Here is a 23,283-nt window from a genome sequence, read left to right as displayed (position 1 = left end):
CTCTTGATAAGGGCAGGTTGCACACGTGTTACGCACCCGTACGCCGCTCTCAATCTTCCGAAGAAAATCTACCGCTCAGCTTGCATGTGTTAGGCCTCCCGCTAGCGTTCATCCTGAGCCAGGATCAAACTCTCCATTGTAATGTTTGTTTAATCCTTAAACTCTTGCTCAATTTAAAATTGACGCTTTGGTTTTTTTTTCCTTACTTGGTTGTTATATTATTATGTCAATGATCTCTTTTTCTGTTCGCATCCTCGGCTTCTTTTTTCTGTCATCTGTCTGCCGATTTGCGAGTGCAAAAGTAATTAAAAATTTTAATACCCACAAATGTTTTTTAATGTTTTTTTTAAACCCTCTAAAACATCCTTCCGAATATTAAACCCTTATTTCTAAATATCTCCTGCGCTGCTTGTCATTTCTGATTTGCGAGTGCAAAACTAAAAACTTTTTCCGAATCTCACAAATATTTTTTCAAGTTTTTTTTCGTAACCCGAATTCACATTGTAGTGTATTCTTTTTATTTGTTTCTAGTAACTTCTGCGCTGCTCACCACTTCTGATTTGCGAGTGCAAAAGTAGTTTCTTTAACCCTACCAATCCAAACTTTTTGTAAACTATTTATTAATTTAATCTTAACTTGCTTATTGTCAGGTACGTTTATTTTGGTTTCATGTTTTTTTGTTTTAAGTTTAATTAAAATAGGGAACGTGAATTTCGGATCTGGCTTTATACTTTATAATCAAAAGAGATTTTATCGCAAAGTGAAACTAAGGTTTTTATATATCATCCTCTTTTAAGGAAAACTAAGGCGCAAGCTTACTTTGGTAAAAGAAAGTTGTTTTGCTTTGTAAATTTTAGACTAACCACAAAAGAGAACATAAGATTTATGCAAACACAAACTTGAAAGTGGATATTGACTTCGTCGAACCACTTCGTTAGGTTTCTGCGTGTCGTTCTGAATGACAAACTAAATAAAAATATTAATTTAATCGCAAGGCTAAACAAAGGCTTTTAATTATCTCTCCTATTTTAAGGAAAACTAAGACGCAAAGCTTAATTAGGAAAAACAAACTTCTTTTGGAAGCTTAACCACAAAAGGGAACAAAAGATTTAATTGGGATTAGTTTCATATAATGCCAAACATAATTCATAATTCATAATTCATAATTCATAATTCATAATTCATAATTCATAATTCATAATTCATAATTCATAATTCATAATTCATAACTCATAATTCATAATTAAAAATCGGAAATCTAAAATTGAAATTCATAAATCGAATTATTATCCAGCATCCGCAATAGGGATGGAAGCGGCATCCTTGGAGCGGAGCGAGGCGACGGTGTTACGGCGCGACGAAGGAGCAACGTAACATAGACGACCGAGCGAAGCTTCCAAGATACAGCGAACAGCCCGACCGAGCTAGCAAAGATTCAGCAAGGTGCGAGGATTGCCCGAAATAGAAAAAATAAAAATTTAAATTCTGCCTTGTCGCTTCAGCTTCCAATAGCATAAAAGCCCAGAAACAGACATCCAACTTCTGGTAAAGCATATCATATAGTAGCATTGAAACACTTGTTGTTATAGTATACGAAAAGATGGGCTGTGGAAAATATATTTGATTTTGATCTGTGAAGACTCCTCCTTTTCTTGGATGAATGTTATCCTCGAAAATTAAATCTAGATGCTCTTACAAGTATTGGATATTGTAAAGGGGCTTAATACTGATACTGGAACCTTAAAGGCATGTTGTATAGAGTGATAAAGAAAGGATTCAGGAAAGACATTAAAAATGTACCCCATTAAGCTTTAGGATCGTGGTATAGGAAAGCTACATGAAATAACTACGTGTACAGTTGCTTGCCTTTTGATCTGAATCCTTTTAATTAAGAAGCTCATTAAACTAGCTGAATCTCGCCAACATATATCGAGTTAGCTACTTCAGGTGTATCTGCTGCTCGAAAGGCTATCCAAACATGAATTTTTTGACCTTGCAGGTATACGGGTATCGGAATTGACACCGTTGTATCGATTCTTTTTGCCATATTCTCCATAAGGATAGGTGTAATAGCGTTGTCTTGTAGAAATAATACTTGAAGATCATCATTCTCTCTAATACTGCCAGCGGGCGCATTGTTGTACCACTCTATATCAAAGGTTCCGACAGTACTCGCTGACAAGCCTGTTGGGAGAGGCTGCAACAAAGCACCTTTAGAAAATGCGATTTCTGAATAGGTTGGTGTAATGGTCATACTTGTGTAATCGACTTTGAAAGCCAACAACAAATTATTCATCGCTAGATTATAGCAAGAGCGCAAACCTACTCTATACCCAAAGTGTTTGCAAGCAAATGCTGAATAGCCTCCAATAAAGTCCAAACATTTTTTCATCCTTTGCTGAATGAGAGATTGTTTGTCTGATGGTTGATTCGTACGTCTACGAGGGCGCATTCTAATAACTTCTATTCCCAAAACATTAGCTACAACTAAACGGCCTGTGCGACCGTTAGACCCCGATAATAAGGAGTCGCTTAATTTTCCCATAACAAAAAATTTAATGGTTAATGTAGTCCCAAAGTTATAGGTCATGAGAGGCGTTATCAAGTACTAGTCCGAAGATTGCCAGACAAGGCCATCTGCAACCAAAGAGGTCTAAGAATAAGTACAATAGTATGACTTTGTTCGATGCTTGTTCGATGCTTGTTCGTCCACTCTTCGATGCTATTATTGTATTTAATGGTTTATGGAGTGAGGTTTTAATACAAAGCTATCGAGATCGTTTTATTCGCAAATTGCTCTAGCTGATGTTCCTGGTTTAATTTAGTCTGTTTAACCACAAAAGGAATAATCATAACTTTTCTTTGTAATACTTTAAACGCTGAGTTGCACGAAGAATTGAGGTTTATATTTATAAACATTTTAGCTATACAATGCCACTTCGTTTAGCAAAGAGCTCTCGATACAATTTTCTGTGAAAATTACTGGAGCTGACGTTCGTGGTTATTGCATTTTGGGGATTTATAAAGTGAATCTTTTCTTGTAAAGCTCGCGATACAATTTTCTCCGAAAATTACTCAAGCTGATGTTCCTGGTTTATTTAGGCTGTTTAACCACAAAAGGAATGATCAGACTTTTTTCTTGCAATACATTAAACGCTGAGTTGCACGAAGAATCGAGGTTTAGATTCTTAAACATTTTAGCTATACAATGCCACTTCGTTTAGCAAAAAGCTCTCGATACAATTTTCTGCCAAAATTACTCGAGCTGACGTTCGTGGTTTACTTAGGCGTTTAACCACAAAAGGAAAAATCATACTTTTTTTGAAATACCTTAAACGCTGAGTTGTACGAAGAATTCAGGTTTAGATTCTTAAGCATTTTAACTATACAATGTCACTTCGTTTAGTAAAAAACTCTCGATACAATTTTCTGTGAAAATTACTCGAGCTGACGTTCGTGATTCAATCTAGGCGGTTTAACCACAAAAGGAATGATCAGACTTTTTCTTGCAATACATTAATCGATAAGTTGTGCGAAGAATCGAGATTTAGATTCTTAAACATTTTAACTATACAATGCCACTTCGTTTAGCAAAAAGCTCTCGATACAATTTTCTGTGAAAATCGCTCGAGCTGACGTTCGTGATTCAATCTAGGCGGTTTAACCACAAAAGGAATGATCAGACTTTTTCTTGCAATACATTAATCGATAAGTTGTGCGAAGAATCAAGATTTAGATTCTTAAACACTTTAGCAATACAATACCACTTCGTTTAATAAAAAACTCTCGATACAATTTTCTGCAAAAATTACTCGAGCTGACGTTCGTGATTCAATCTAGGCGGTTTAACCAAAAAAGGAATGATCAGACTTTTTCTTGCAATACATTAATCGATAAGTTGTGCGAAGAATCAAGATTTAGATTCTTAAACACTTTAGCAATACAATACCACTTCGTTTAATAAAAAACTCTCGATACAATTTTCTGCAAAAATTACTCGAGCTGACGTTCGTGGTTATTGCATTTTGGGGATTTATGAAGTGAATCTTTTCTTGTAAAGCTCTCGATGCAATTTTCTGCGAAAATCACTCGAGCTGACGTTAGTGGTTTATTTAAGCTACTTAACCACAAATGGAATGATCAGACTTTTTTTTGCAATACATTAAAATTAGGCATAGCTAATAACAAGCTTTGAGAGAACAATATAATTTAATTTTTGCAATATTTATTTATTAAAATCGTTGTTTTTTCAATGTAATTATTGTAAATTTAATAAAGTAATTAACCAAAAAATAAGAAAATCATGAAACCAAAATTTTCTTTTAGTGAGGGAGATTATATGAATTTGCATCACATTGCAGAAGATTTGCTAATTAGCTCCCTAGAAAAAGGTGTCGCCATCCAAAAGTCTATGTTATTATCTGAAGATGACGTTTGCCAGATTTTGCAGATTAGCCCGAGAACATTGCGAAAGTATCGTAGTGAGCACTTTTTCCGATTCATCAAGCTGCATGGCAGGATCTATTTTTTAAAGCTAACTTTTTATCTTGATTTGCTAAAATTGAATGAAGACAGCTTGGAGTATTAATTTTTGAGACTTCGGCTTGGCTCAGTGACCACATGTATGTCATACTAGAGATATTTGAGTCGAGCCGAAGTTCTGTATAGGTTTACAAGAGTCTCTCAATACCAAAATCAATTAATAGACGATCTAAATAGTTTTACAAAAAAACACACCCCTTTTAGATAAAAAATAAGATCACTTTAAAGCAAATGCTTAATATTATTTTTCACTATTCTATATTTACCGCTTTTTTCAACAGGAATATCTTGTACAATTTGCATATTGATTGTCATTTGTTGCCCTACCCGAGCACGCCAATTTGACATAAATACTTCTTCAACTTTAGGAGTAAAGCTATGATCAACTACTAGCAAAATACTAATTGTATTTAACTCATCTTGAATTGCTTGAAATCTCAATATACCTTTTGTATCTTTAAGCGTATTAGATACATTACCGAGGTTAATTTTTCCAGTTTCTGGTGAATAGATATAGTCATCAATACGGCCAAGTATTTCCTTTACCAAAGGATTGTTATTACCGCACTGACAGCTTCTTGCGGGATCGTCCAATATGATTGAATCTCCAATATCATACCTTATAAGCGGAGTCCCTTCTGTTGTAAAACTAGTAATGACTAATTTCCCCTCCGTTGTCGGTTGGTTATTATCATCTAAAACCTCGAAAATCCCACTTTGTAATTCTAAATGTAAACTTCCTTCTTGACATTCAAAAATAAAAGGTGCGCCTTCTGAAGATGCATACTGGTTGAGCATTTTCGTTTTGAAAAATCCTTCAATATGCAGTCTCATTTCCTCGGTAATGCTTTCGGCAGTAGGGAAAATAGCTTTAACAGTCTTTGCAGGAAAAGTATAACCATGATTAATACCATACTTCGCTATTTCTAGAATTGTTGAAGGAAAGCCAACCATATACTCTGGTTGATACTTAATGAGATCTTCAACATAATATTTAAGATAACTTTCTTTAATATGAAACGTTGAATAATAACGAACTTTGTTTAGAATATCTGTTTTCCAAAATCTCTTTTTTGTGAGATCTTTAGAAGTCAGTAAATCTTTTCCTGAAAACCAAGCTGTCTTTTTACCCAGTTGATATCCCGAACGTCCTCGAAAGTCATCTAACATCGCAAAGCGTTCCTGCATATTATCGGCGGTATATAATACTTCTAGAGACTTTCCTGTGGTACCACCAGTTTTAGAAACTATAGCATCTTTTTTAGAAATAGTAACAACATCCTTAATACTTTGTCGAAGTTGCTCTTTTTTTAAAATCGGAAGCTGACTAATGTCTTCCAATTCAACAAGCTCATAATTCTTATAGAAATCACTTTTCTCCTTTGAAAAAGATAAAAATTCAGCAAAGCGTTTCTTCTGAACAGCTACTAATTCTTCTCTTGACAGTGTTCTATTGGCTTTAAACTTATTAAGATAATATTGATACTTGCCACCATAGCGTTCTTTATATGCAAGCTTATTAAAAAGGCTTATCAATAAGCCTTGCAGAAAATCAGGTAGTATTTTATAAATTTTATCTTTCATTACTTTTCTAATTCTGTTGATAAAACGTCAGTCATTATTTCGCGATGCGCTTCACATCTTAGCAAATTAAGCAATAGCACTTGGTGCTCTTTGGAATGAAGGAAAGCTTTTGGAATAAAATTCCTTTTCATCAACTCCCTTATATATTTATTCTGAATAAGTAAGTTTGACTTATAATTTACTTTTTCTTTTTCTAGGTAGTTACGCCATTCTTTTAACAATAATTCATCATTACTAATTATTGCATTAAGTTCATTTAGTTTTCCATGAAAACCTTTAGATTCTTCATCATTCAAAAGACGTATAGTAGGATCCTCTTCTCGCCCTTGTTTATATGCAATAATCTCGAAATCTAACTTCTCAGCAGACAAATCAAAAATAACTGCATAAGCTTCGGTCCACATTCCCTTTTGATACTTTTTCTTATAATCAAAAATAAAATTCCCTAAACTGTAAAAAATTGGTTTCTCTTGATAATATTCGAAACCACTGTAACAATGAGGATGGTGTGCTACCACAGCATCTGCACCACTGTCAATAAAAAAATGATAACGTTGCTTGGTTTTAGGACTTGGTAACTGATAATGCTCTCGACCACCATGCACTATGACAAATAAATAATCACATTTTATTTTTGCCTCTTTAATATCATAGGAATTTTGTATTGGATCTAATGGATTAGCCCCAGGAGATTCGCCGTAAGTATTACCAAATTCATTCTCAGCTACATTATAGAATCCAATCTTAAGATCCCCATGGTTAACAAAAAATACTTTTTTAGCCTCATCTAGATTTTTTCCTGCTCCTACTGTAGCGATATTATTCTGATGACATAATTTTATACTGTCCATTACTCCAGCACCGCCATAATCTAATATATGGTTATTGGCAAGTGTAACAAGGTTAAATCCTCCTTTTGTAAGAAGTTTTATAGAATCAGGCGTTGACTTAATAGCAGCGCCAGACTTTATGATAGCTTTGTCGCTTGTTGTCAGAGGGCATTCAAGATTTGTGACGGCATAGTCTACACCTTGAAGAATTGGCAACATATCGTTATAAACATCCTCCATTCTATCTTCTTCAATAAAGGACTGAATTCTATTAATTGGGCAAAAATCACCTGATATAAAGATTTTCATTTTTCTTAAGATTTCCTAGATTTAACGATTACTTCTTGATATAGATCTAAATATTTGTCTACCATAATTTCAATATCGAATTTTTTAGCATGCGCAACGCCTTGATTGACAAGGTCCGTTCTAAAACAAGAGTTTGTTTTAACCTCCGAAATTAGTTTGGCAAGAGCGACCTCATTACCTGCTTCAAACAAAAAGTTTGAATTTGGTACAATATCATTAACTCCTTCTACATCTGATCCCAAAAAAGGTTTTCCAGATGCTAACGACTCCAAAGCAACGCCAGATAGTCCTTCTTTCCTAGTTGATAAAACATTTAAGTCAACCAAGCTCATTAATTTGTAAACATCTGGACGGAGACCAAGAAAGAAGCATCTATCATCAATTTTTAATGCTTTTGCCTCATTTTTAACATTATCAAGATTTGGTCCTTCTCCTGCAAAATATAGACAAACATCAGTATCTAAAAGGCTTATGCCTTTTAATAAAGTTAATTGGTCTTTAGCAATAAAATCAAAGCGCCCAACCATCAATATATTAAACTTAGTAGTATTAATGAAATTATAATCCTGATTACGCAAATTAGCTTGCTGAGCATGTATCTCTGACAAATTAACACCATTGTTAATCGTTACAATTTTCGCATGTTTTAGCCAGTTAGTAAACACTACATTAACAATATCTGTGATCGCAATTATCGCCTTATACCGATTATATATAAACCGTTCAAGTCTTTTAAGATAGGCTTTTCTATTTCGAGAATTATAGACAGAATGCTCTGTTTTGATGAGTATGGTATTTTTGGGTACAAAAAAACTAGCGAGCGCCAACCAATATTGGGTAGGAAAAAGATGCGCATGCACAATATCATAATTCTCCTTTCTTAATAAGCGAATGATAGATAATATCTGAGTGATATTAAAATTTCCTTTATTAAGATTAATAATATTAATATGATGCTTCTTTATTTCGTTTTCGAATTTTTCAACGTTATGTTCCGACCTCGCTAAAAGCAAACTGACATCATGACCTTTTGCTTTCATGATAGGTAAAATATCCGAAAGTAACTTTTCTGCACCGCCAGAACCCAGATTATTAATATAATGTAAGACTTTCATCGTTTTTTCAATAAGTATAGGTATAATAAAAATCCAAAGGGTAACAGCAAAAAGCTTAATATTTTATATTTATTATCCTGAAATGTTACCTGGATATCCTTTGTGATGAAAAACAAAGCACTGAGATGTACACAATATTTTATAATTTCCTTTATTGATTTTGTATAGTTCAATTTTAGCTTTCGAGCATATGCAAAACCTCTTGGCGACTGAAAATATTGCTTAAAAATTGTATTACTTGATCCTCCTTCCTGATAATCAACAATACAAACAACTTCATTAAAAAACACGTACGGGAATTTTTCTCCCATCATCATGTATAAAATCCCAAGTGGCACGAGCTTCTCATCTTTATACTCTGGGTATTTCGGAAATTCTTTGAGTAAATCTGTTCTTAGAATAAATTTTTTATCACCATTAGCCTTGTACTTATAATATACATCGAAATAAGAACCACGTTGGACATCTTCAGGCAGTTTTTGACCAATTAATCTTCCTTGCGTGTCCGCATCCAGCGCAATAAGACCTGCTACATTCTTTTTATCGCTTATACTATTCCATTTATCAAGAAGTTTTGCAATCGCATCAATTGGCATATAGTCATCAGAATCAATACAGACATTAAGCTCAGTATCAATTAAAGAATAAGCAAGATTATGCCCTGTATGCATACCTCCATTCTCTTTATAATGATATTGAATCTCAAAATCTGCTTCAACAATCCATTTTTCCATTATCGATTTTGTCTCATCTCTAGATCCGTCGTCAATGATCATCCAAACAAAATCTTTGCTAGTTTGTTTTATCAAACTTTCATACAACTTAGGCAGTAGGTGTGCCCTATTATATGATGGCGTAAAAACGGTAATACTTTTCATTTGGTTAGAGAATAACATTCATAAGATAGGTAAACATAAAATAAAGCAATAGGACAATCGCAAAAATTTTGTACTGGTTCTCCCACACTTTATATCTAAACATCGGATAGGCAATAACAGCAGGCATTAAAAACCAAGATAGATAGGCAAATCTGTTACTAAAAGCAGCAGTTATGACCAAAATCCAAAAGGCATTGGCAATACAGTATGTCCCAAATAAATGAATATAAAATTTATCTGTAATTTTCTTTTTAAAAATAAAGTACCACCCAGCAAAAACTGCAGAGGCACTGTATAACAAAAAGTCCCAACGAAAGCCTGTTTGCGAAAAACTACTATCATATTTTTCTCCTCCCGTCAAATAACCCTGTGTCCGATCTTCGGCAAAACCCAAACTCGAAAAAAAACCTGCCCAAGCCGATCCACCTGCTAATGATAAGGGAATTGCAAGGAACCAAATCGCGAGATAAGCTTTAGGGTTTTTATATAGTCCTGAAACAACAAAGGCCGCAATTGGAATAATTAACGAAGCATGCATGAAATACGACACCATAAATAAAGCATACATCAACCACTTGCGTTGGTAAAACACTAAAGCTAACAAGAAAAAGGATGTCCCCAAGCCATTTCTAACGCCATTAACACCATAAGCCCAAAAAGAAAAGGACGCCATAAACATGAACATAGCAAAAAACCAGTAGTTCCCAAAATACTTTCTTGAAAATAAATAACATGGTAAAATGTATAGGACAGAACATAATTGTAAAAAGCCACTAATGCTCATTACTTGACTAAAATACAACATCATGTAGTTAAAAAAATAGTCTTTTTCAATTTTGAAACTTTCGCCAGATTGCATCACCTTATAAACCTTATTATAATTCACAGTATCACCAAAACGGTAATTAATCTGACGTTGCCCCATATACAGAATCATAAAAACAGTAAGTGATATCCCTAATATCTGAAAAAATTGTAAACTTTGTTGGTCTCTAACATCGTAAACCCATGAATGTGCTATTATTATCAGGAGTACCAATAATAGAATATTATATTGTATCGCGGTGTAAAATTCTACTGGGATAAAATCAAACATTCGGCAAATTTAATAAAGTTTGCCATTGTTTCATGACTTCAGTAGTTGTAAAGTGTAGATAATTGTGTTTGGCAAGTTTCTGTATACGTTGCCTCTCGGCAGGGTTACGCATCATAGTCTTTAGTTCTGTTGCTAAAGCCTCAACATTTTTATGTTTCACCAAAATCCCATCTTCGCCATTATCGATTATATGACGAGGTCCGTTGGGACAGTCGTAACTCACAATGGGTAAACCGATCGATAAAGCTTCCAACAAAACCATGGGAAAACATTCGGTTTCGGAGGTCATGGCGTAAATACTATATTGTGACATTAGCTCCAACATATTTTCTGTACTTCCTTTGAAATGAATTACATTTTGTAAACCAGCTTCTTCTATTTGCTGTTCTAGTTTCGTTTGAGTTCCTAAATAATCTTCCCCATAGATGTCCAACTGCCAATCGGGAAATTCTTGATACACAAATCCCCAAGCTTTTATTAAATCAGCAAAATTTTTAACTGGTGAAATGCGCCCTGCAGCCACCACTTTTTTTGCAGAAATATCAGCTAATAAATTAGATATTTTAACCGGATTTGGGATTACTACCGCATTATTGGTTTTCACATAGCTGGCTTCATCAGGATTAAGAACTACAATAGCGTCATATTTTTTTTCGATCCAATCATTGATCTTGAATCGTAACTTTTTTATAAAACTGATGTTTTTTCGTTGCGTAACTTCATAAAATCTTGAGCCATGACGTTCTTTAATGAGTTTCGCTTTTTGTTTTATAAAAGGCAACCAATAATGATCAAAATTAAAATTAGGCGAAATGATAACATCGGGTTGCAGGTCTGCAAACAATTGCTTTTGTCTTTTATAATGTTGCCAAGCTTTTTTTAAATTTTCAAATGAAAAATAAGACGTACCTCGATCGTAATTAACACCAAAATCTACTAATCTAACACGCTCATCCAACGGATATCGTGGCGGCAAATTGTGTTGCTCAGTAGTTACAATAAAGACTTCAACATCAGGCAAGTTCGCCCAAAAGTTGACTTTGGTCGCCATCACTTTCTCGATGCCACCATGCAAATGAATTTGGTCTGTATTGAATACGATTTTCATTACTTTAAAAACAAACTTTTAAATAGATTATCCCATAACATAATGATTTCTGAAGGCAGATATTTTTTCACATTCTCTTTTGCCATCATTCCCATTTTTTTTCTTAATTCTTCATTTCCTATCAACCGAATGATTGCTTCTCCAAATACTTTCCCATTTTGATTTTCTACTAAAATCCCATCAATGCCATTACGTATAATATCTCCAGGCCCCGATGGACAATCGAAACTAATGCAAGGAACACCACAAGCCATCGCTTCGATCAACACCATCCCAAAACCTTCGGAACGCGACGGTAATAATAGCATGGACGATTGCAGATATTCTTTTTGAATGTCCGCAACAGGCTGATGAAAAGTTACGTATTGTAAATCTAACTCCTTCGCCATCTTAACATAGGTTTCATCTTGATCTATTTTTCCGAAAATAGCTAATTGCCAATCAGGATATTGGGTTTCTATATTTTTCCAAATTTTCAAAAGGTTGTCATAGCCTTTGTTATAAGAGTGAGATCCTACAACAATGACCCTTTTAGTGTCTAAAGCGCTTGACTCTTTCGGATAAAAACTGATTGGATTAGGAATCACCTCAACTGCGGCATTTTGCCATTCTTCTTTATTAGCATTGGTTAAAACGACAAAGCGATCAAATTTATTAGCCTGTTTTTGCATAATTTGCGCAGACAATTTTCCCACAATACCTTTTTGTTTATTTAGTTCTTGTGACGCATGCCGTTCGTAGATCCACTTGGCTTTTGTTTTAATAATTGTTGGCAAGAAAAATCCTTTAAGTCCATCATCACATACTAAAATTATATTGGGATTCATTTGATTTACTGTATTTTGAATCTCCGTTTTATACTTAAAAAAGTAAGAAATAGGATTGCCTCCAACATCAATGGAATGAAATTGAATCTTTTCGCTAAAAGAATAAAAGCGATTTTGATCGGTATGATTTAATACCAATAGATGAACTTCGTAACCTAACACATCAGCTAAATATGATGCCTTTATAGAAAGCACCCGCTCGAGTCCGCCAGAACCATTAATTCCATTAGTGATGTAGAGAAGTTTCATGAGAATAATTCATTTATTTTTACTAAAGACGTTTCTTTATCAAGGCTTGAATTGTTCTCCAAATTACGAACAAATCTCTGTGACAAATCTCTGTCAACAATTAATCTCTCAATATGGTGAGCTACTGCTTCAGCATTCATATCAACAATCAATCCTGTTTCGTTATGTTTCAAAATCCCGTGTGCGGTAGGGAAATCGGTACAAACGATAGGTTTATGCAGAATGGCGGCTTCAATCACAGTTAAACCCAAACCTTCAAACAACGAAGTTTGCACATAAATATCACATGCCTTCATATAAGGATAGGGATTTGGATCGGCCCCTAGTAAATAAAAGTTTGCAGTCAGATTTGAGCTCTTTATTTTCTCCTCTAAAGATGCTCTTTCATTTCCTTCACCAACAACATACCATTGTATGGGGTAGTTTTTATCAACTAAAATTTTACATGCATCTACCGCTAAATCAAATGCTTTATATTCAACCAAACGTCCAACGGATACAATATTGATTTTAGTACCATCAAAATCTATTTTCAAATCTTGATTCGCTTGTTGCTGAATCATGTTAACATCAGAAATATCTTTAATCACCTCGATATCCAATTGCTTTCCAACATTTTGTAAACTAGCTTTTAAACTTTGTTCAGCTTGTGGAGACACTGTAATAACTTTGTCATAATCTTTGTAAAAAGGGTAATCAAAACCAATGGCATAACCTGCCTTTTGATAATCGGTATTGAGCCATGCATATTTCATATTTGCTTGAACAAAATCGTGCACAAAATATGTTGCAAAACCTTGATTGTAGGCGATTGCAATGTCATATTCTTTATCCAGTCGTGAAAAATACTTTTTAACCAAAGGCCAAAATTTTTGTGCATGGTGTCTTTTGGAACCAATCTTTCGCTGCAAAGCATACACGAAACGATCTTTTAAAGACAGTCTAGGAAATACGATATCAATTTGATTAACTTCTTCTGGAACCATATCCCTAAAGAAGCCACCAGAATGAAAAGTAATGAGGTCAACTTTGTATTGCGAATAATCTAAATTCTGCAATAAAGTCACTAAACTCTTTTCCGCGCCTCCTAAATGCAAGGATTCTATGACAAAAACAAGGCTTTTCATGATTGGATAGCATTTAGCAAAAATTCCTTTGAGCGTTTAATATGATACTGTTTGCTCATTTTTAAATCTGAAAAGTCGATGGAATCTAATCTAGTGTATTCTTCTTTAGCAGAAATCAATCGCTTTTCCAAGCTGAATAAAACCAACAAATCGCGCATCCGCGTATTAATTTTCTCGCTTCGATTAACCACAACGATTTGCTTTTCAAAAATAAGCGAGAAAGCAACCGCATGGAAAGAGTTGGTGATGGTATATTGCGAATAATAAACTAAGGATAAAAACTTCTCTGGACCTTCTAAATAAAAGTTTTTATCGGCATAATCAATATTTTGATTAACGGTGTAAATTTTACATTTCAGTTTTTTCTTCAACTCCAAAGCAATCTCTTTAATCAATGGATTAGAGTCAAAATCGTAAATAAAAATAAATTGGTCTTCTATAGGTTTTACAAAAGTCTGTTTCCAAAAATCGGCGTCCAAAAGAAACACAGGATCTAAAACTTGAACTGCATTGTTGATTCCTAAATTCTGTAAAATACGCAATCCCGAAGTTTCGCGTACCCCGACTGCATCAAAAGTAGCGACATTATCTCTTACAAGCGGTTGAATCTCTTCCGCCACTTCATCAATTGCAAAAGAGGCTGCATAAGCAATCTTCTTTTTGTCATTGGGCACAAAATTGAGATAGAAAGCAGGATCTTTTCCATTTTGGAAGAAGGAATTCCAAATTTGATCACTTCCACAAATATAAATATCAGCTTCTGGTAGATTATTTTTTAACGCCTCATTCGATTGATACAAAGTGGAATCAGTTGGGATATAAGCTTTATGAAAAGCATCAAAGTGGTCTCTACGTTGTAAAGCTTTCAGCCTTCCAGGAAGTTTAGCTAGCAAATAAAGTTGTTTGACAAGCGGTAAATTAAATTTAGGATTACTGATGCCCCACAAATTAAAATGTTGCGATAGATAAGGCGGCTTATAATGAATTACTTGTGCATCATGCCCAGCATCATTTAGAAAACGCAACAAAGCATACTCTTGCAAAGAGGCGCCATGATTGTAAACTTCGTGACAAGTAATGGTTTTAATTTGCATATTTTTCTATGAGTAATTTAAATTTACTTTTCATATCAATTTTTGCAAGTATAATGTCTTTTTTTGAAACTATACTTAGGAAATTTTTATCTATTGTCACTGAGCTAGAATAATTATGCTTTAGTGATTTCCTAATATTAATTAATCTCACTAAAAACTCGATGAGAATGTCTTTGTTTTTTTTGACGAACAATAATCTAGTAATTTCTGTTGTCACGTAAAAAGAGTCTTCTTCTTTCTTGCGAGTATTTGCACTTGTCATGGTAGAGTTACCTCTTGTATAGTAGTAATACAAGCCTTCCTCTGAAATGCAAACTTTTTTAACTATCTCAATCAGATTCAAAATCATCAAATTATCCTCATACACGATTCCTTCTTTGAAAGTAACATTCTCAAATAATGATGTTTTATAAATTTTATCCCATATAACCCAGCTAATTTGTTTACTATCAAGCCATGCTTTATAAAAATCAGTTTGAATAAGAGTTGTTTTTGGTTTTCTTATATATTGCTGTTCTGTTGCATAATTCATGAAAACGGGATATTGCAATACATCGATCATTTGATCATTCAGTAGAGTTTGCATATTTGAGGACAAAGTATCTTCTGCAATTTCGTCATCTGCATCTACAAAAGTAACATAGGGGGTTTTCACCTGTTGCAATCCATAATTGCGTGCTGCAGCTTGCCCTCTATTTTCTTGTGAAAAAACAATGATGCGAGAATCTAATTTCTCATACTTTTTACATATTTCCAAAGAAGAATCAGTTGAACCATCATCCACTAAAATCAGTTGCCAATCTTTGTATATTTGATTGACAATTGACAATAGGCAGTTTTCAAGGTATAGCTCTGCGTTGTATATTGGAATTATTACGGTAATCATTCGATAAGAAAACTTATAAGTTTTTTAATTAAATTAATTTACGTTTTATTAATGATAGCAAAGGAATTATATAATTTTTATTAGCTTTCGTTTTTCTGAGAACAAATAATAATCGATTAAAACTAAATTTTTCATTAAAAAACGTCCTATAAAGTTGTATTGTTATATCAACTCTAGTCTGTTTTAGCATTTTTGCTTTTATTGAAATTGGTAATAATTTGTAATGATTTTCAATATCTTGTAACTCGTCATATTTAACAACACAAGCATCAAAATTTAAGGTATGTGTTTCTTGTTCATCATGTTGTCTCCAATGATAAACTTTTTCTCCCCAAAAAAGAATAGAACTTACTGGTAAAATTTTCAAATAGGAATAATAGTCAATATCTAAAGCATTAATATTGTAAAAATCTTTACTTTTAGCATCTTTCACATTATAAAAAATCGATGCATGGGTAAAACCTAAATTATGATGAAAATGCTTTATATAATCTATGCCATTTATAAGGTATATTGATCCATTAATCAACTGATTAGGAATATTATTATCTTTAATCCTGTGCACGAAAGCGCCACCCTGAAAAACAGAAACACGTTCTTTTGTTGATAAAATTGATTGTATTGCGGTTTTAACAAAATTACGATTAGTAAAATAATCGTCGCCATCCAAATTGACAAACCAATCGCCTTTTACCAGATCATATAAACAATGGTGATAGTTGCCTACTCTTCCAAGATTTTTTTCATTCCGATGAATTTCGATTTTAGGATGACCCACATAATCTTTTAAATATTCGAAAATATCATAGTCAGGCGAACAATCATCACAAACTACAATTTGCAAATGTTCATAGTTCTGCGCCAAAGCAGAATCTAAAGCATCCTTTATGAATTCTTTTTGATTATAGGTTGGGATTTGTATTGAAACTAGAGGATATTGCATATTCATCTATTTTGTATAAATTTTATTATATAAATAAGAAGAAAAAGCGTATTTCGCAAGCATTAGTCTAGCTTTTCCTTTAGCAAACGAATTTCTTAAAAATCTAGCTACAGACCTATGTTTTTCTTTTTCCCTTTCGTATAAATCTAAATATGAGTCAACAATTTTTTTTATGTCTAAATTATTTTCGGCAAAAGACCTCATATCCTTACCTGTTTTTGTATTATACAAAAGAAATTCCTCCACTAGGTCATCAACTGTAAATTTTTTTTTCAATCCACGTCCAGAACAATTAAACCGAAAAGACAAATCAATATTTTCAAAATTAATATAACCATCAGCATTAGAGTTCATATAGTCTCGTTCATCATAAACGATTATTGGTCTTCCACATGCCATTGCATCATATGCAGATCTACCAAGACCTATCACTAAATCAACTTTATTAATATAATTTTCAATGTCCCAAATAGGTGTTTTAAATTTATTAATAGTAAGAAGCTCTATATTAAGCATGTCACAGGCTGTTTTTAACTTTTCATTGGCTCTTTCAGAATGAGATAAACTTAAAATTCTTGTTAGTTTCTCATTCAAAGGTCTATTATTATGAAATCGCTGAAGATCTATACCATTGGGAATAAAAACACTGTCTCTACCTTTTGTCTTATTAAAATCTTGAATTTCTCGTGAAATTGAAACAAATAGATCAGCATACTTATTTGGAAATTCTAAACTTGAAAAAATTCCATGCATAGTTTGAATAATCACTCCCTTATTTAATAGTCTATCAATAACATTTGTGTGATTTGCTAATATAAGGTCATACTTTTTTTTAGACATAAAATTAATGCCTATCTCTTCTAACTTTTTCGAAGTAATACCTCTACTAATTGTAAAATATTCGACATCATAGCCTCTTATCTTGAGTTCTTTTGCTATCGTATAACACCATGACTCTGTGCCTCCAATTCTACTTAAATTATAGGTTGCTACAAGGACAATTAGATTTCTACCTTTTGCCATTATATACCTTGTAGATTTGTCAAATTATTAAAGTAGGAAGATTTTTTCTTTAGTTCTTCAAAATTTCCAAAATTTTCAATCTTACCATCTTTAAAAACATAAATTACATCAGCATTTTTAATTGTTGATAAGCGATGCGCTATTATCAACATAGTAACTTTACCGTGCAGCGAATCTAAATTATTTTTAATTTCTAATTCGGTTTCTGAATCTAGTGCAGATGTAGCTTCATCCAGAATAAGTATATCAATGTTCTTATATAACTCGCGAGCAATAGATATCCGTTGTCTTTGACCTCCTGATAAATTAATACCACTATTACCCAATATTGTGTCTTCTTTGTCTTTTGTTGAGCTAATGAATGAGTTGAGAGATGCAGCCGACGCTACCTGATAAAATTTAACTAAATTTTCATCATTTTTTTTGTCCCAAAATGTAATATTATTGTATATCGTATCATTAAAAATTGTTGGTTCTTGTGTAATGTATCCTATCTTGGAATTAAAACTTTGAGGGTCATAGCTATATAAATCAATACCATCAATAAGAATTTCGCCCTCATCGCTCTTTAACAAGTTAATCAGTAAGTTTGCGAAGGTTGTTTTCCCACTACCACTTTCACCGACTAAAGCAACAGTTTGATTCTTTATAATATTAAGATTAATATCCTGAAGAATTTTATTTTTATCGTAGCTAAATGATACATTTCTGAAAAATATATTTTCTTTAAAACCTCTGAAGTAAATACCTTTTGGGGTTTCCTTATTTTTTTGCAACTCAAGATAGAAATCATTAATATTATTAATTGCTCCTTGATTTGTGACGGTTAGATTGTAACTACTTTGTACAGTCACTATGCTTACTAAAGCTCTATAAAAAAATAAAAGACTTACAATAATCGCTGAAATTTTACTTTCAATAAAATACACTTGAATACCTATAACTAACGCAATAACTATAATAAGCAATGGTTCCCTAAAAGCAGCTATCTGATTAATTAATAGATTGATTTTTAAGTTTTCATGTTGTACATCATCTATTGATTTTTCCAATTTATCACGATAGTTATATATTTTTCCAGTAGCTTTCAAATACTTGAAATTATTGACATATTGCATTAAAAGACCAGCAAATGCATTATTAACAGAAGATATATTTATTGATCTTTCTTTTGTTAATTTATTTACTTTTAAAAATACTAAATTGGATAGTACACCTCCACCGCAAACTAATAGTGCAAATTTCCAATCAACAATGAAAGAAAATAACATATAAACAATAATTAATATCGCACCTTGTATCATGGTAACATAATTACTATACGTATTACTTAATCTTAAAACTTCACCTAAAAATATATTTTGAATTTTACCTTGTTCAGTTTGGACAAAACGAGAAAATGAATAAGTTGTTAGACCATTAATAATATTCATCCTAATGGTCTTGGTGAGAAGTTGTTGTGTCTTTACTTTATATATTCCAGAAAAATACATAACCATTCCTTTTAACAAAAAGACAACAACAAGAATAACTAAAGCTTTAATGACTGTTAACTCAATACCAATTGCCTTAAGAGCATCTGTTAAAAAGCTAAGACTACCTAAATCTGTCGTTGTTCCACCATCTGCCATTTGTAATAAGGGCAAGAACATTGTAAGACCCAAAGAATCTAATAATCCTCCAAAAATTGCCAATGCAAATACCACGAGAAGTCTATATCTTAAAATAGAATAGAAGAAAGTAAAATTGCTAAAATTTTCAATAATATATTTTTTGATCCCCTTCATAAAGTAACACACTGAAGTCCAACAATAGTTTTAGTAATATTGAAAATACAACTAGCCTTTCAAGCTGAATCTTTTTTTCCCTTTCGTATGATAGTAGCCATAGCCATACTTATTACCATAACGTGAAAACTCGGGTTTTACATTATTAAGAACAAAAGACAATTTGTCGATATTGTGCTCTTTGATAAAGCTATCTGCAAAATGCAACATGTTTCTGTCGGTATAAGATGCTTTCGCCACATAGAGTACAAGATCGGCCGACTCAATTAGATGCAAGGTATCTGACACCAACATTACTGGTGCAGAGTCCAAAATAATGTATTGGTATTTGTTTTTTAGCAAGGTGATCATCTCATCAAATTTCGGCATATCTAGTAAGTCATTAGGATTAGGGGCAGAAGCACCACTAAACATAACATCTAGATTGGGCGACAAAGCTGTATTCGAGATATAAGCTGTCACATCGGTATCATTACTCACCAAATAGTCTGTAAGACCTAGTTTGGCTTTTGTCATAAAACGTTGTAGTTGGGGATTACGAATATCAGCTCCTATGATTAAGACTTTGGCATTGCCTGCAAGACTTAGTGCAAGATTCATTGATATTGTAGTCTTACCTTCACCTTTTACGGATGAGGTTATCAAAATAACCGGTGCACCATGTGTTTGTTTAACTTTAAGAACATACTTGAGGTTAGAAGATAAAATCCTAAAAGACTCAGCAAATACAGAAAAATCATTGGTCCCAATAAGCTCATTCGCAGCATCATGTACTGGGATTTCGCCGACCACACTAACGTCATCAACCAAGTTAATGACATCATTTTTGGTATAGACTTTATTATCTAGCAAGATGCGTAGTGCCGCAATAGCAAGTGCGAGGATTAATCCTAAAGCTGTAGCTCCCCAAATAATCATTTGTGCTTTTGGCGCGACAACGCCTGTGGTATAAGGAGGATTGATTACTTTAGCTTTTGGTAGCGCCACTGCAAGGTTAATGGCGTTTTCTTCACGTTTTTGTAATAAGAATAAGTAAAGCGCTTCCTTTAAATTCTGTTGTCTGTCGATACTACGGAAAATTTTCTCTTGCGTTGGATAACGATCGATCTTGCTTTTATCATTGTTAATATCACCTTGTAATCGCGATATATTGTCTTGCAAAGTTCTACGAACATCGCCAAGGTTACTACGAATAGCATCTTTGAGTCCAGCAATACGTTTGTTCATTTCGATCACTGCAGGGTTGGCATTGGTTGCTTGTTTTAAAACACGGTTGCGTGTTAACACCAAATCGTTATACTGAGAGATTTGTGTATCGATAGATCCTGCTAAGCCTAGTCCTGTCGGCAACAAATTGGCAGAGCTACTATTGGCTAAATTGTATACTGAGGTTACCAAGTCTAATTGCGTAGCATAGCCTAAGACTTCTTTGGTATTGGCATTAACATTGGTAAGTGCCAATTGCGCTTGTGTTGCTAAGTCTGTAATTTGGTATTCTCGTTTAACACCTTCTTTTTGATTCTCGATGCCTGCAAGTTCATCAGTAATGATTTGTAAACGGCCGTCAATAAAATCGGCAGTGAACTGGGATTCCTGATTTTTATCTTTAATACCCTCTTTGTTGTAAACATCAACCAATTCTTTAAGGATGGCCTCAGATTTTTTATATGTAGGACTTACCATACTGATGTCCATCAAAAGGCTTTTGTAGATACTAACCGTCAAAGCACCTTCTAATCCTGCTACAATATTTTTGGGATTTGCAAATACGATTTTAAGATTCTGAATCGACTGATGAACTGGTGTTTTTTCGAAAATGACTTTTCCAAAACCGAGATCTACCAAAGTGCCAAACTGGTATTTTTTAAGATTGCTACCATCAGCAGCGGACAAGCTAAAAGAATTACCCGATTTCGAATCCAGAATAAAACTAGCACCTACAAACTTATCAGGATTGCTAAGCTCTACAACATGGGCACGAATAGGAAGTTCATTATAATATTCAACTTCTTTGATCTTGCCTACCGAATAATATTTAACATCTAGATTTAGGTTCTTAACTACCTGGCCTAGTATCGGTTTAGAAACCATCACTACCGTCTCGGCATCCAATTCGTCATTAGACACCCCAACGCCAAGATTCTTGAGGTCATTAAGCGCTTGCGTTGCGGCACGTCCTGATGCTTGTTCGAATTTTAGTGTGGTTTTGCTAAAATATTGCGGCTGGCTGTATCGTATATAGATCTTTGCTGCCATATAAAACAGCAAAGGAAGAATGATAAATAGAGGCCACAATTTTCGAATTTTGTTAAGCTCTTTTTTAATATCAATCTTCGTTTTTTTTTGAGAATGATGGGGTGATGAATCTAGTAACTCCATGAAGTTTACTTAAATCTTATTATTAAACCAATCGTTGCCAATAATACACCAAATAACTGAAAATACAATGCTTTATTTGGATTAGTATTAGCTATAACTTGTCTGTTTTTATCAGGCTCTACGTATACGATATCATTCTGTTGAAGATAGTAGTATGGGGAATTCACAATGTTAGATTCTGATAAGTTAAGCGCTACTACCTCATCTTTTTTTTGATCTTCCGAATAGCGTATAAGCTTCACATTGGTACGATCTCCACCATCGGTCATATCTCCCGCCAATGCGATTGCTTGAAAAATATTAAGACGCTCGGTAGTGCTCGTCTTTTGGCCAGGGCTTTTGACCTCGCCAATAATGCTAACATTAAAATTCACTAATTTGACGGTTACCAAAGGATCTGTTAAATAGGTTTTTAGTCGTCCCTCAAGATCGGTCTTTAGCTGTTGTTTTGACATGCCTTTACAAAAAATCTGCCCTAACACTGGCATGGCAATATAGCCATCTGATGATACTGTGTACTGGTTGGCTTTAGCAGCACCTGCTTGTCCTGCCTCTACTCCAGCGCTATTGGTCTGCTCCATCGTACTAAGGTTGAAAGGCTTAACGGCAATATCATCGTAAGCAGAAACTACAATCTCTAAGACATCACCTTCTTGTAGGTTAAGCCCTTGATAACGTGCTTCCGACACTTCTTGTTCAAAATTATGGTTTTGCAAATACACCATATTTTGTTTTGGCTTACACCCAATTAGCAAGCCTACCGCCAGCAAAAGCATCCAATACAATTTTGCTTTTTCCATCTTCATCATCAATAAATTCAAAATAAAAATTATCTTATTCAGATTTTATATAGTAGTTAATACCAACACCTAACAAACGATTATATGTGGTCGATTTATGTGTATAATCTGGGTATATCTTACTAAAACCTCGATCGAATCTTACGAAAGCTTCTAACTTGTCAGATAGCTTAAGACCTGCGCCTACAGAAAGTCCAAAGCCTACAGAATTAATTTTTTGTTCTTGATCAACAAATTGAGGATAGACCTCTGGTCCTTTTCTGTCATGTGATATTAGGAACTCCGCGCGTGGACCAGCCATTACGAAAAGAGGACCTTTCCATCCGTTAGGATGAAAAAAGTATTTTATATAGATAGGAACGCCTATGTAATGATTGGGAAATTGTTGCTTAGGTTGGTTAGCATAAGGTTCTGCATTTTCGCCTTGCATACTATATTCTATCTGTGGAACAAGGTATAACCAAGCCGAGTCAAATATGTCATTATTCACTAAAGGAATTTCACCAAATACGCCAAAGCCTCCTCCCCAAGCTGGTTTGGAAACATCATGAATATTAACGATCGAACTTTTATGGATGTTAGCGGTTACTCCTATCTTAAAATCTTGAGCCGATACAGCAGCTACACAAAACAAAAAAAGTAAACCTAGGACTCTTTTCATATTTTATTTCTTAAATATTTGACGAAAGTAAGAATTTTTTGATTA

The 23,283-nt window shown here is 33.7% G+C and carries 18 protein-coding genes and 1 rRNA gene; 1 reads left to right on the top strand and 18 read right to left on the bottom strand.

The features are described from left to right. A 16S ribosomal RNA gene (locus B5X62_RS10200) occupies nt 1-140 on the bottom strand; the annotation flags it as partial. Nucleotides 141-1,900: 1,760 nt separating this feature from the next. After that, on the bottom strand, nt 1,901-2,545 hold the full coding sequence (locus tag B5X62_RS10195; protein ID WP_079667318.1) for a DUF6266 family protein: 645 nt from the start codon (nt 2,543-2,545) through the stop codon (nt 1,901-1,903). Nucleotides 2,546-4,303: 1,758 nt separating this feature from the next. On the opposite strand from B5X62_RS10195, the gene B5X62_RS15480 reads away from it, so the two are divergent. After that, nucleotides 4,304-4,588: a helix-turn-helix domain-containing protein gene (locus tag B5X62_RS15480; RefSeq protein ID WP_144038353.1), complete on the top strand. Its 285-nt coding sequence runs from the start codon at nt 4,304-4,306 to the stop codon at nt 4,586-4,588. Between the two features lie 176 nt (nt 4,589-4,764). On the opposite strand, the gene B5X62_RS10190 is transcribed toward B5X62_RS15480, so the two are convergent. From B5X62_RS10190 to B5X62_RS10115, 16 genes are read right to left on the bottom strand one after another with little or no spacing between them, the layout of a single operon-like run. Beyond that, nucleotides 4,765-6,126, bottom strand: coding sequence for a phenylacetate--CoA ligase family protein (locus B5X62_RS10190; protein WP_079667317.1), 1,362 nt, complete (start codon nt 6,124-6,126; stop codon nt 4,765-4,767). After that, nucleotides 6,126-7,265, bottom strand: a complete 1,140-nt coding sequence (locus B5X62_RS10185) for a CapA family protein (RefSeq protein ID WP_079667316.1) — start codon at nt 7,263-7,265, stop codon at nt 6,126-6,128. The genes B5X62_RS10190 and B5X62_RS10185 overlap by 1 nt, the downstream gene beginning before the upstream one ends. 5 nt (nt 7,266-7,270) lie before the next feature. Beyond that, entirely contained in the window at nt 7,271-8,380 is a 1,110-nt protein-coding gene (locus tag B5X62_RS10180; RefSeq protein ID WP_079667315.1) for a glycosyltransferase, read from the bottom strand. Beyond that, nucleotides 8,377-9,276 (bottom strand): glycosyltransferase family 2 protein, encoded by a 900-nt coding sequence (locus B5X62_RS10175; protein WP_079667314.1) that lies wholly within the window; start codon nt 9,274-9,276, stop codon nt 8,377-8,379. The genes B5X62_RS10180 and B5X62_RS10175 overlap by 4 nt, the downstream gene beginning before the upstream one ends. After that, entirely contained in the window at nt 9,263-10,354 is a 1,092-nt protein-coding gene (locus B5X62_RS10170) for an EpsG family protein (protein ID WP_079667313.1), read from the bottom strand. The genes B5X62_RS10175 and B5X62_RS10170 overlap by 14 nt, the downstream gene beginning before the upstream one ends. Next, a complete protein-coding gene (locus B5X62_RS10165) occupies nt 10,347-11,462 on the bottom strand; it encodes a glycosyltransferase family 4 protein (protein ID WP_079667312.1) in 1,116 nt (371 codons plus the stop codon). The genes B5X62_RS10170 and B5X62_RS10165 overlap by 8 nt, the downstream gene beginning before the upstream one ends. Continuing rightward, nucleotides 11,462-12,538 (bottom strand): glycosyltransferase family 4 protein, encoded by a 1,077-nt coding sequence (locus B5X62_RS10160; protein WP_079667311.1) that lies wholly within the window; start codon nt 12,536-12,538, stop codon nt 11,462-11,464. Before B5X62_RS10160 ends, B5X62_RS10165 begins: the two co-directional genes overlap by 1 nt. Next, complete coding sequence (locus tag B5X62_RS10155; RefSeq protein ID WP_079667310.1) at nt 12,535-13,665, bottom strand: glycosyltransferase; 1,131 nt, start codon at nt 13,663-13,665, stop codon at nt 12,535-12,537. The genes B5X62_RS10160 and B5X62_RS10155 overlap by 4 nt, the downstream gene beginning before the upstream one ends. Further along, a complete protein-coding gene (locus tag B5X62_RS10150; protein WP_079667309.1) occupies nt 13,662-14,759 on the bottom strand; it encodes a polysaccharide pyruvyl transferase family protein in 1,098 nt (365 codons plus the stop codon). Before B5X62_RS10150 ends, B5X62_RS10155 begins: the two co-directional genes overlap by 4 nt. Continuing rightward, nucleotides 14,749-15,645 (bottom strand): glycosyltransferase family 2 protein, encoded by an 897-nt coding sequence (locus tag B5X62_RS10145; protein ID WP_079667308.1) that lies wholly within the window; start codon nt 15,643-15,645, stop codon nt 14,749-14,751. The genes B5X62_RS10150 and B5X62_RS10145 overlap by 11 nt, the downstream gene beginning before the upstream one ends. Nucleotides 15,646-15,673: 28 nt before the next feature. Beyond that, nucleotides 15,674-16,588, bottom strand: a complete 915-nt coding sequence (locus B5X62_RS10140) for a glycosyltransferase family 2 protein (protein ID WP_159447646.1) — start codon at nt 16,586-16,588, stop codon at nt 15,674-15,676. Between the two features lie 6 nt (nt 16,589-16,594). Further along, complete coding sequence (locus B5X62_RS10135) at nt 16,595-17,611, bottom strand: glycosyltransferase family protein (RefSeq protein ID WP_079667306.1); 1,017 nt, start codon at nt 17,609-17,611, stop codon at nt 16,595-16,597. Next, nucleotides 17,611-19,398: an ABC transporter ATP-binding protein gene (locus tag B5X62_RS10130; RefSeq protein WP_079667305.1), complete on the bottom strand. Its 1,788-nt coding sequence runs from the start codon at nt 19,396-19,398 to the stop codon at nt 17,611-17,613. The genes B5X62_RS10135 and B5X62_RS10130 overlap by 1 nt, the downstream gene beginning before the upstream one ends. 51 nt (nt 19,399-19,449) lie before the next feature. Continuing rightward, nucleotides 19,450-21,777, bottom strand: a complete 2,328-nt coding sequence (locus B5X62_RS10125) for an exopolysaccharide transport family protein (RefSeq protein ID WP_079667304.1) — start codon at nt 21,775-21,777, stop codon at nt 19,450-19,452. A gap of 5 nt (nt 21,778-21,782) precedes the next feature. Further along, the gene (locus B5X62_RS10120; protein WP_245797179.1) at nt 21,783-22,586 is read right to left on the bottom strand and encodes a polysaccharide biosynthesis/export family protein; all 804 of its coding nucleotides are present in this window, start codon (nt 22,584-22,586) and stop codon (nt 21,783-21,785) included. Nucleotides 22,587-22,611: 25 nt separating this feature from the next. Continuing rightward, the gene (locus B5X62_RS10115) at nt 22,612-23,238 is read right to left on the bottom strand and encodes a porin family protein (RefSeq protein ID WP_079667303.1); all 627 of its coding nucleotides are present in this window, start codon (nt 23,236-23,238) and stop codon (nt 22,612-22,614) included. Nucleotides 23,239-23,283 lie beyond the last annotated feature (45 nt).

Origin of the sequence: Soonwooa buanensis (assembly GCF_900167905.1) — a bacterium.
GTDB classification, from domain to species: domain Bacteria; phylum Bacteroidota; class Bacteroidia; order Flavobacteriales; family Weeksellaceae; genus Soonwooa; species Soonwooa buanensis.
Note: the sequence above shows the minus strand (reverse complement) of the source record. Positions and strands in the feature narration are given on the sequence as shown.

What these genes read in the sequence shown, in the direction of transcription:
- B5X62_RS10195 (WP_079667318.1), bottom strand. Translation starts at nt 2,545, where the DNA reads ATGGGAAAATTAAGCGACTCCTTATTATCGGGGTCTAACGGTCGCACA.
- B5X62_RS15480 (WP_144038353.1), top strand. Translation starts at nt 4,304, where the DNA reads ATGAAACCAAAATTTTCTTTTAGTGAGGGAGATTATATGAATTTGCAT.
- B5X62_RS10190 (WP_079667317.1), bottom strand. Translation starts at nt 6,126, where the DNA reads ATGAAAGATAAAATTTATAAAATACTACCTGATTTTCTGCAAGGCTTA.
- B5X62_RS10185 (WP_079667316.1), bottom strand. Translation starts at nt 7,265, where the DNA reads ATGAAAATCTTTATATCAGGTGATTTTTGCCCAATTAATAGAATTCAG.
- B5X62_RS10180 (WP_079667315.1), bottom strand. Translation starts at nt 8,380, where the DNA reads ATGAAAGTCTTACATTATATTAATAATCTGGGTTCTGGCGGTGCAGAA.
- B5X62_RS10175 (WP_079667314.1), bottom strand. Translation starts at nt 9,276, where the DNA reads ATGTTATTCTCTAACCAAATGAAAAGTATTACCGTTTTTACGCCATCA.
- B5X62_RS10170 (WP_079667313.1), bottom strand. Translation starts at nt 10,354, where the DNA reads ATGTTTGATTTTATCCCAGTAGAATTTTACACCGCGATACAATATAAT.
- B5X62_RS10165 (WP_079667312.1), bottom strand. Translation starts at nt 11,462, where the DNA reads ATGAAAATCGTATTCAATACAGACCAAATTCATTTGCATGGTGGCATC.
- B5X62_RS10160 (WP_079667311.1), bottom strand. Translation starts at nt 12,538, where the DNA reads ATGAAACTTCTCTACATCACTAATGGAATTAATGGTTCTGGCGGACTC.
- B5X62_RS10155 (WP_079667310.1), bottom strand. Translation starts at nt 13,665, where the DNA reads ATGAAAAGCCTTGTTTTTGTCATAGAATCCTTGCATTTAGGAGGCGCG.
- B5X62_RS10150 (WP_079667309.1), bottom strand. Translation starts at nt 14,759, where the DNA reads ATGCAAATTAAAACCATTACTTGTCACGAAGTTTACAATCATGGCGCC.
- B5X62_RS10145 (WP_079667308.1), bottom strand. Translation starts at nt 15,645, where the DNA reads ATGATTACCGTAATAATTCCAATATACAACGCAGAGCTATACCTTGAA.
- B5X62_RS10140 (WP_159447646.1), bottom strand. Translation starts at nt 16,588, where the DNA reads ATGCAATATCCTCTAGTTTCAATACAAATCCCAACCTATAATCAAAAA.
- B5X62_RS10135 (WP_079667306.1), bottom strand. Translation starts at nt 17,611, where the DNA reads ATGGCAAAAGGTAGAAATCTAATTGTCCTTGTAGCAACCTATAATTTA.
- B5X62_RS10130 (WP_079667305.1), bottom strand. Translation starts at nt 19,398, where the DNA reads ATGAAGGGGATCAAAAAATATATTATTGAAAATTTTAGCAATTTTACT.
- B5X62_RS10125 (WP_079667304.1), bottom strand. Translation starts at nt 21,777, where the DNA reads ATGGAGTTACTAGATTCATCACCCCATCATTCTCAAAAAAAAACGAAG.
- B5X62_RS10120 (WP_245797179.1), bottom strand. Translation starts at nt 22,586, where the DNA reads ATGATGAAGATGGAAAAAGCAAAATTGTATTGGATGCTTTTGCTGGCG.
- B5X62_RS10115 (WP_079667303.1), bottom strand. Translation starts at nt 23,238, where the DNA reads ATGAAAAGAGTCCTAGGTTTACTTTTTTTGTTTTGTGTAGCTGCTGTA.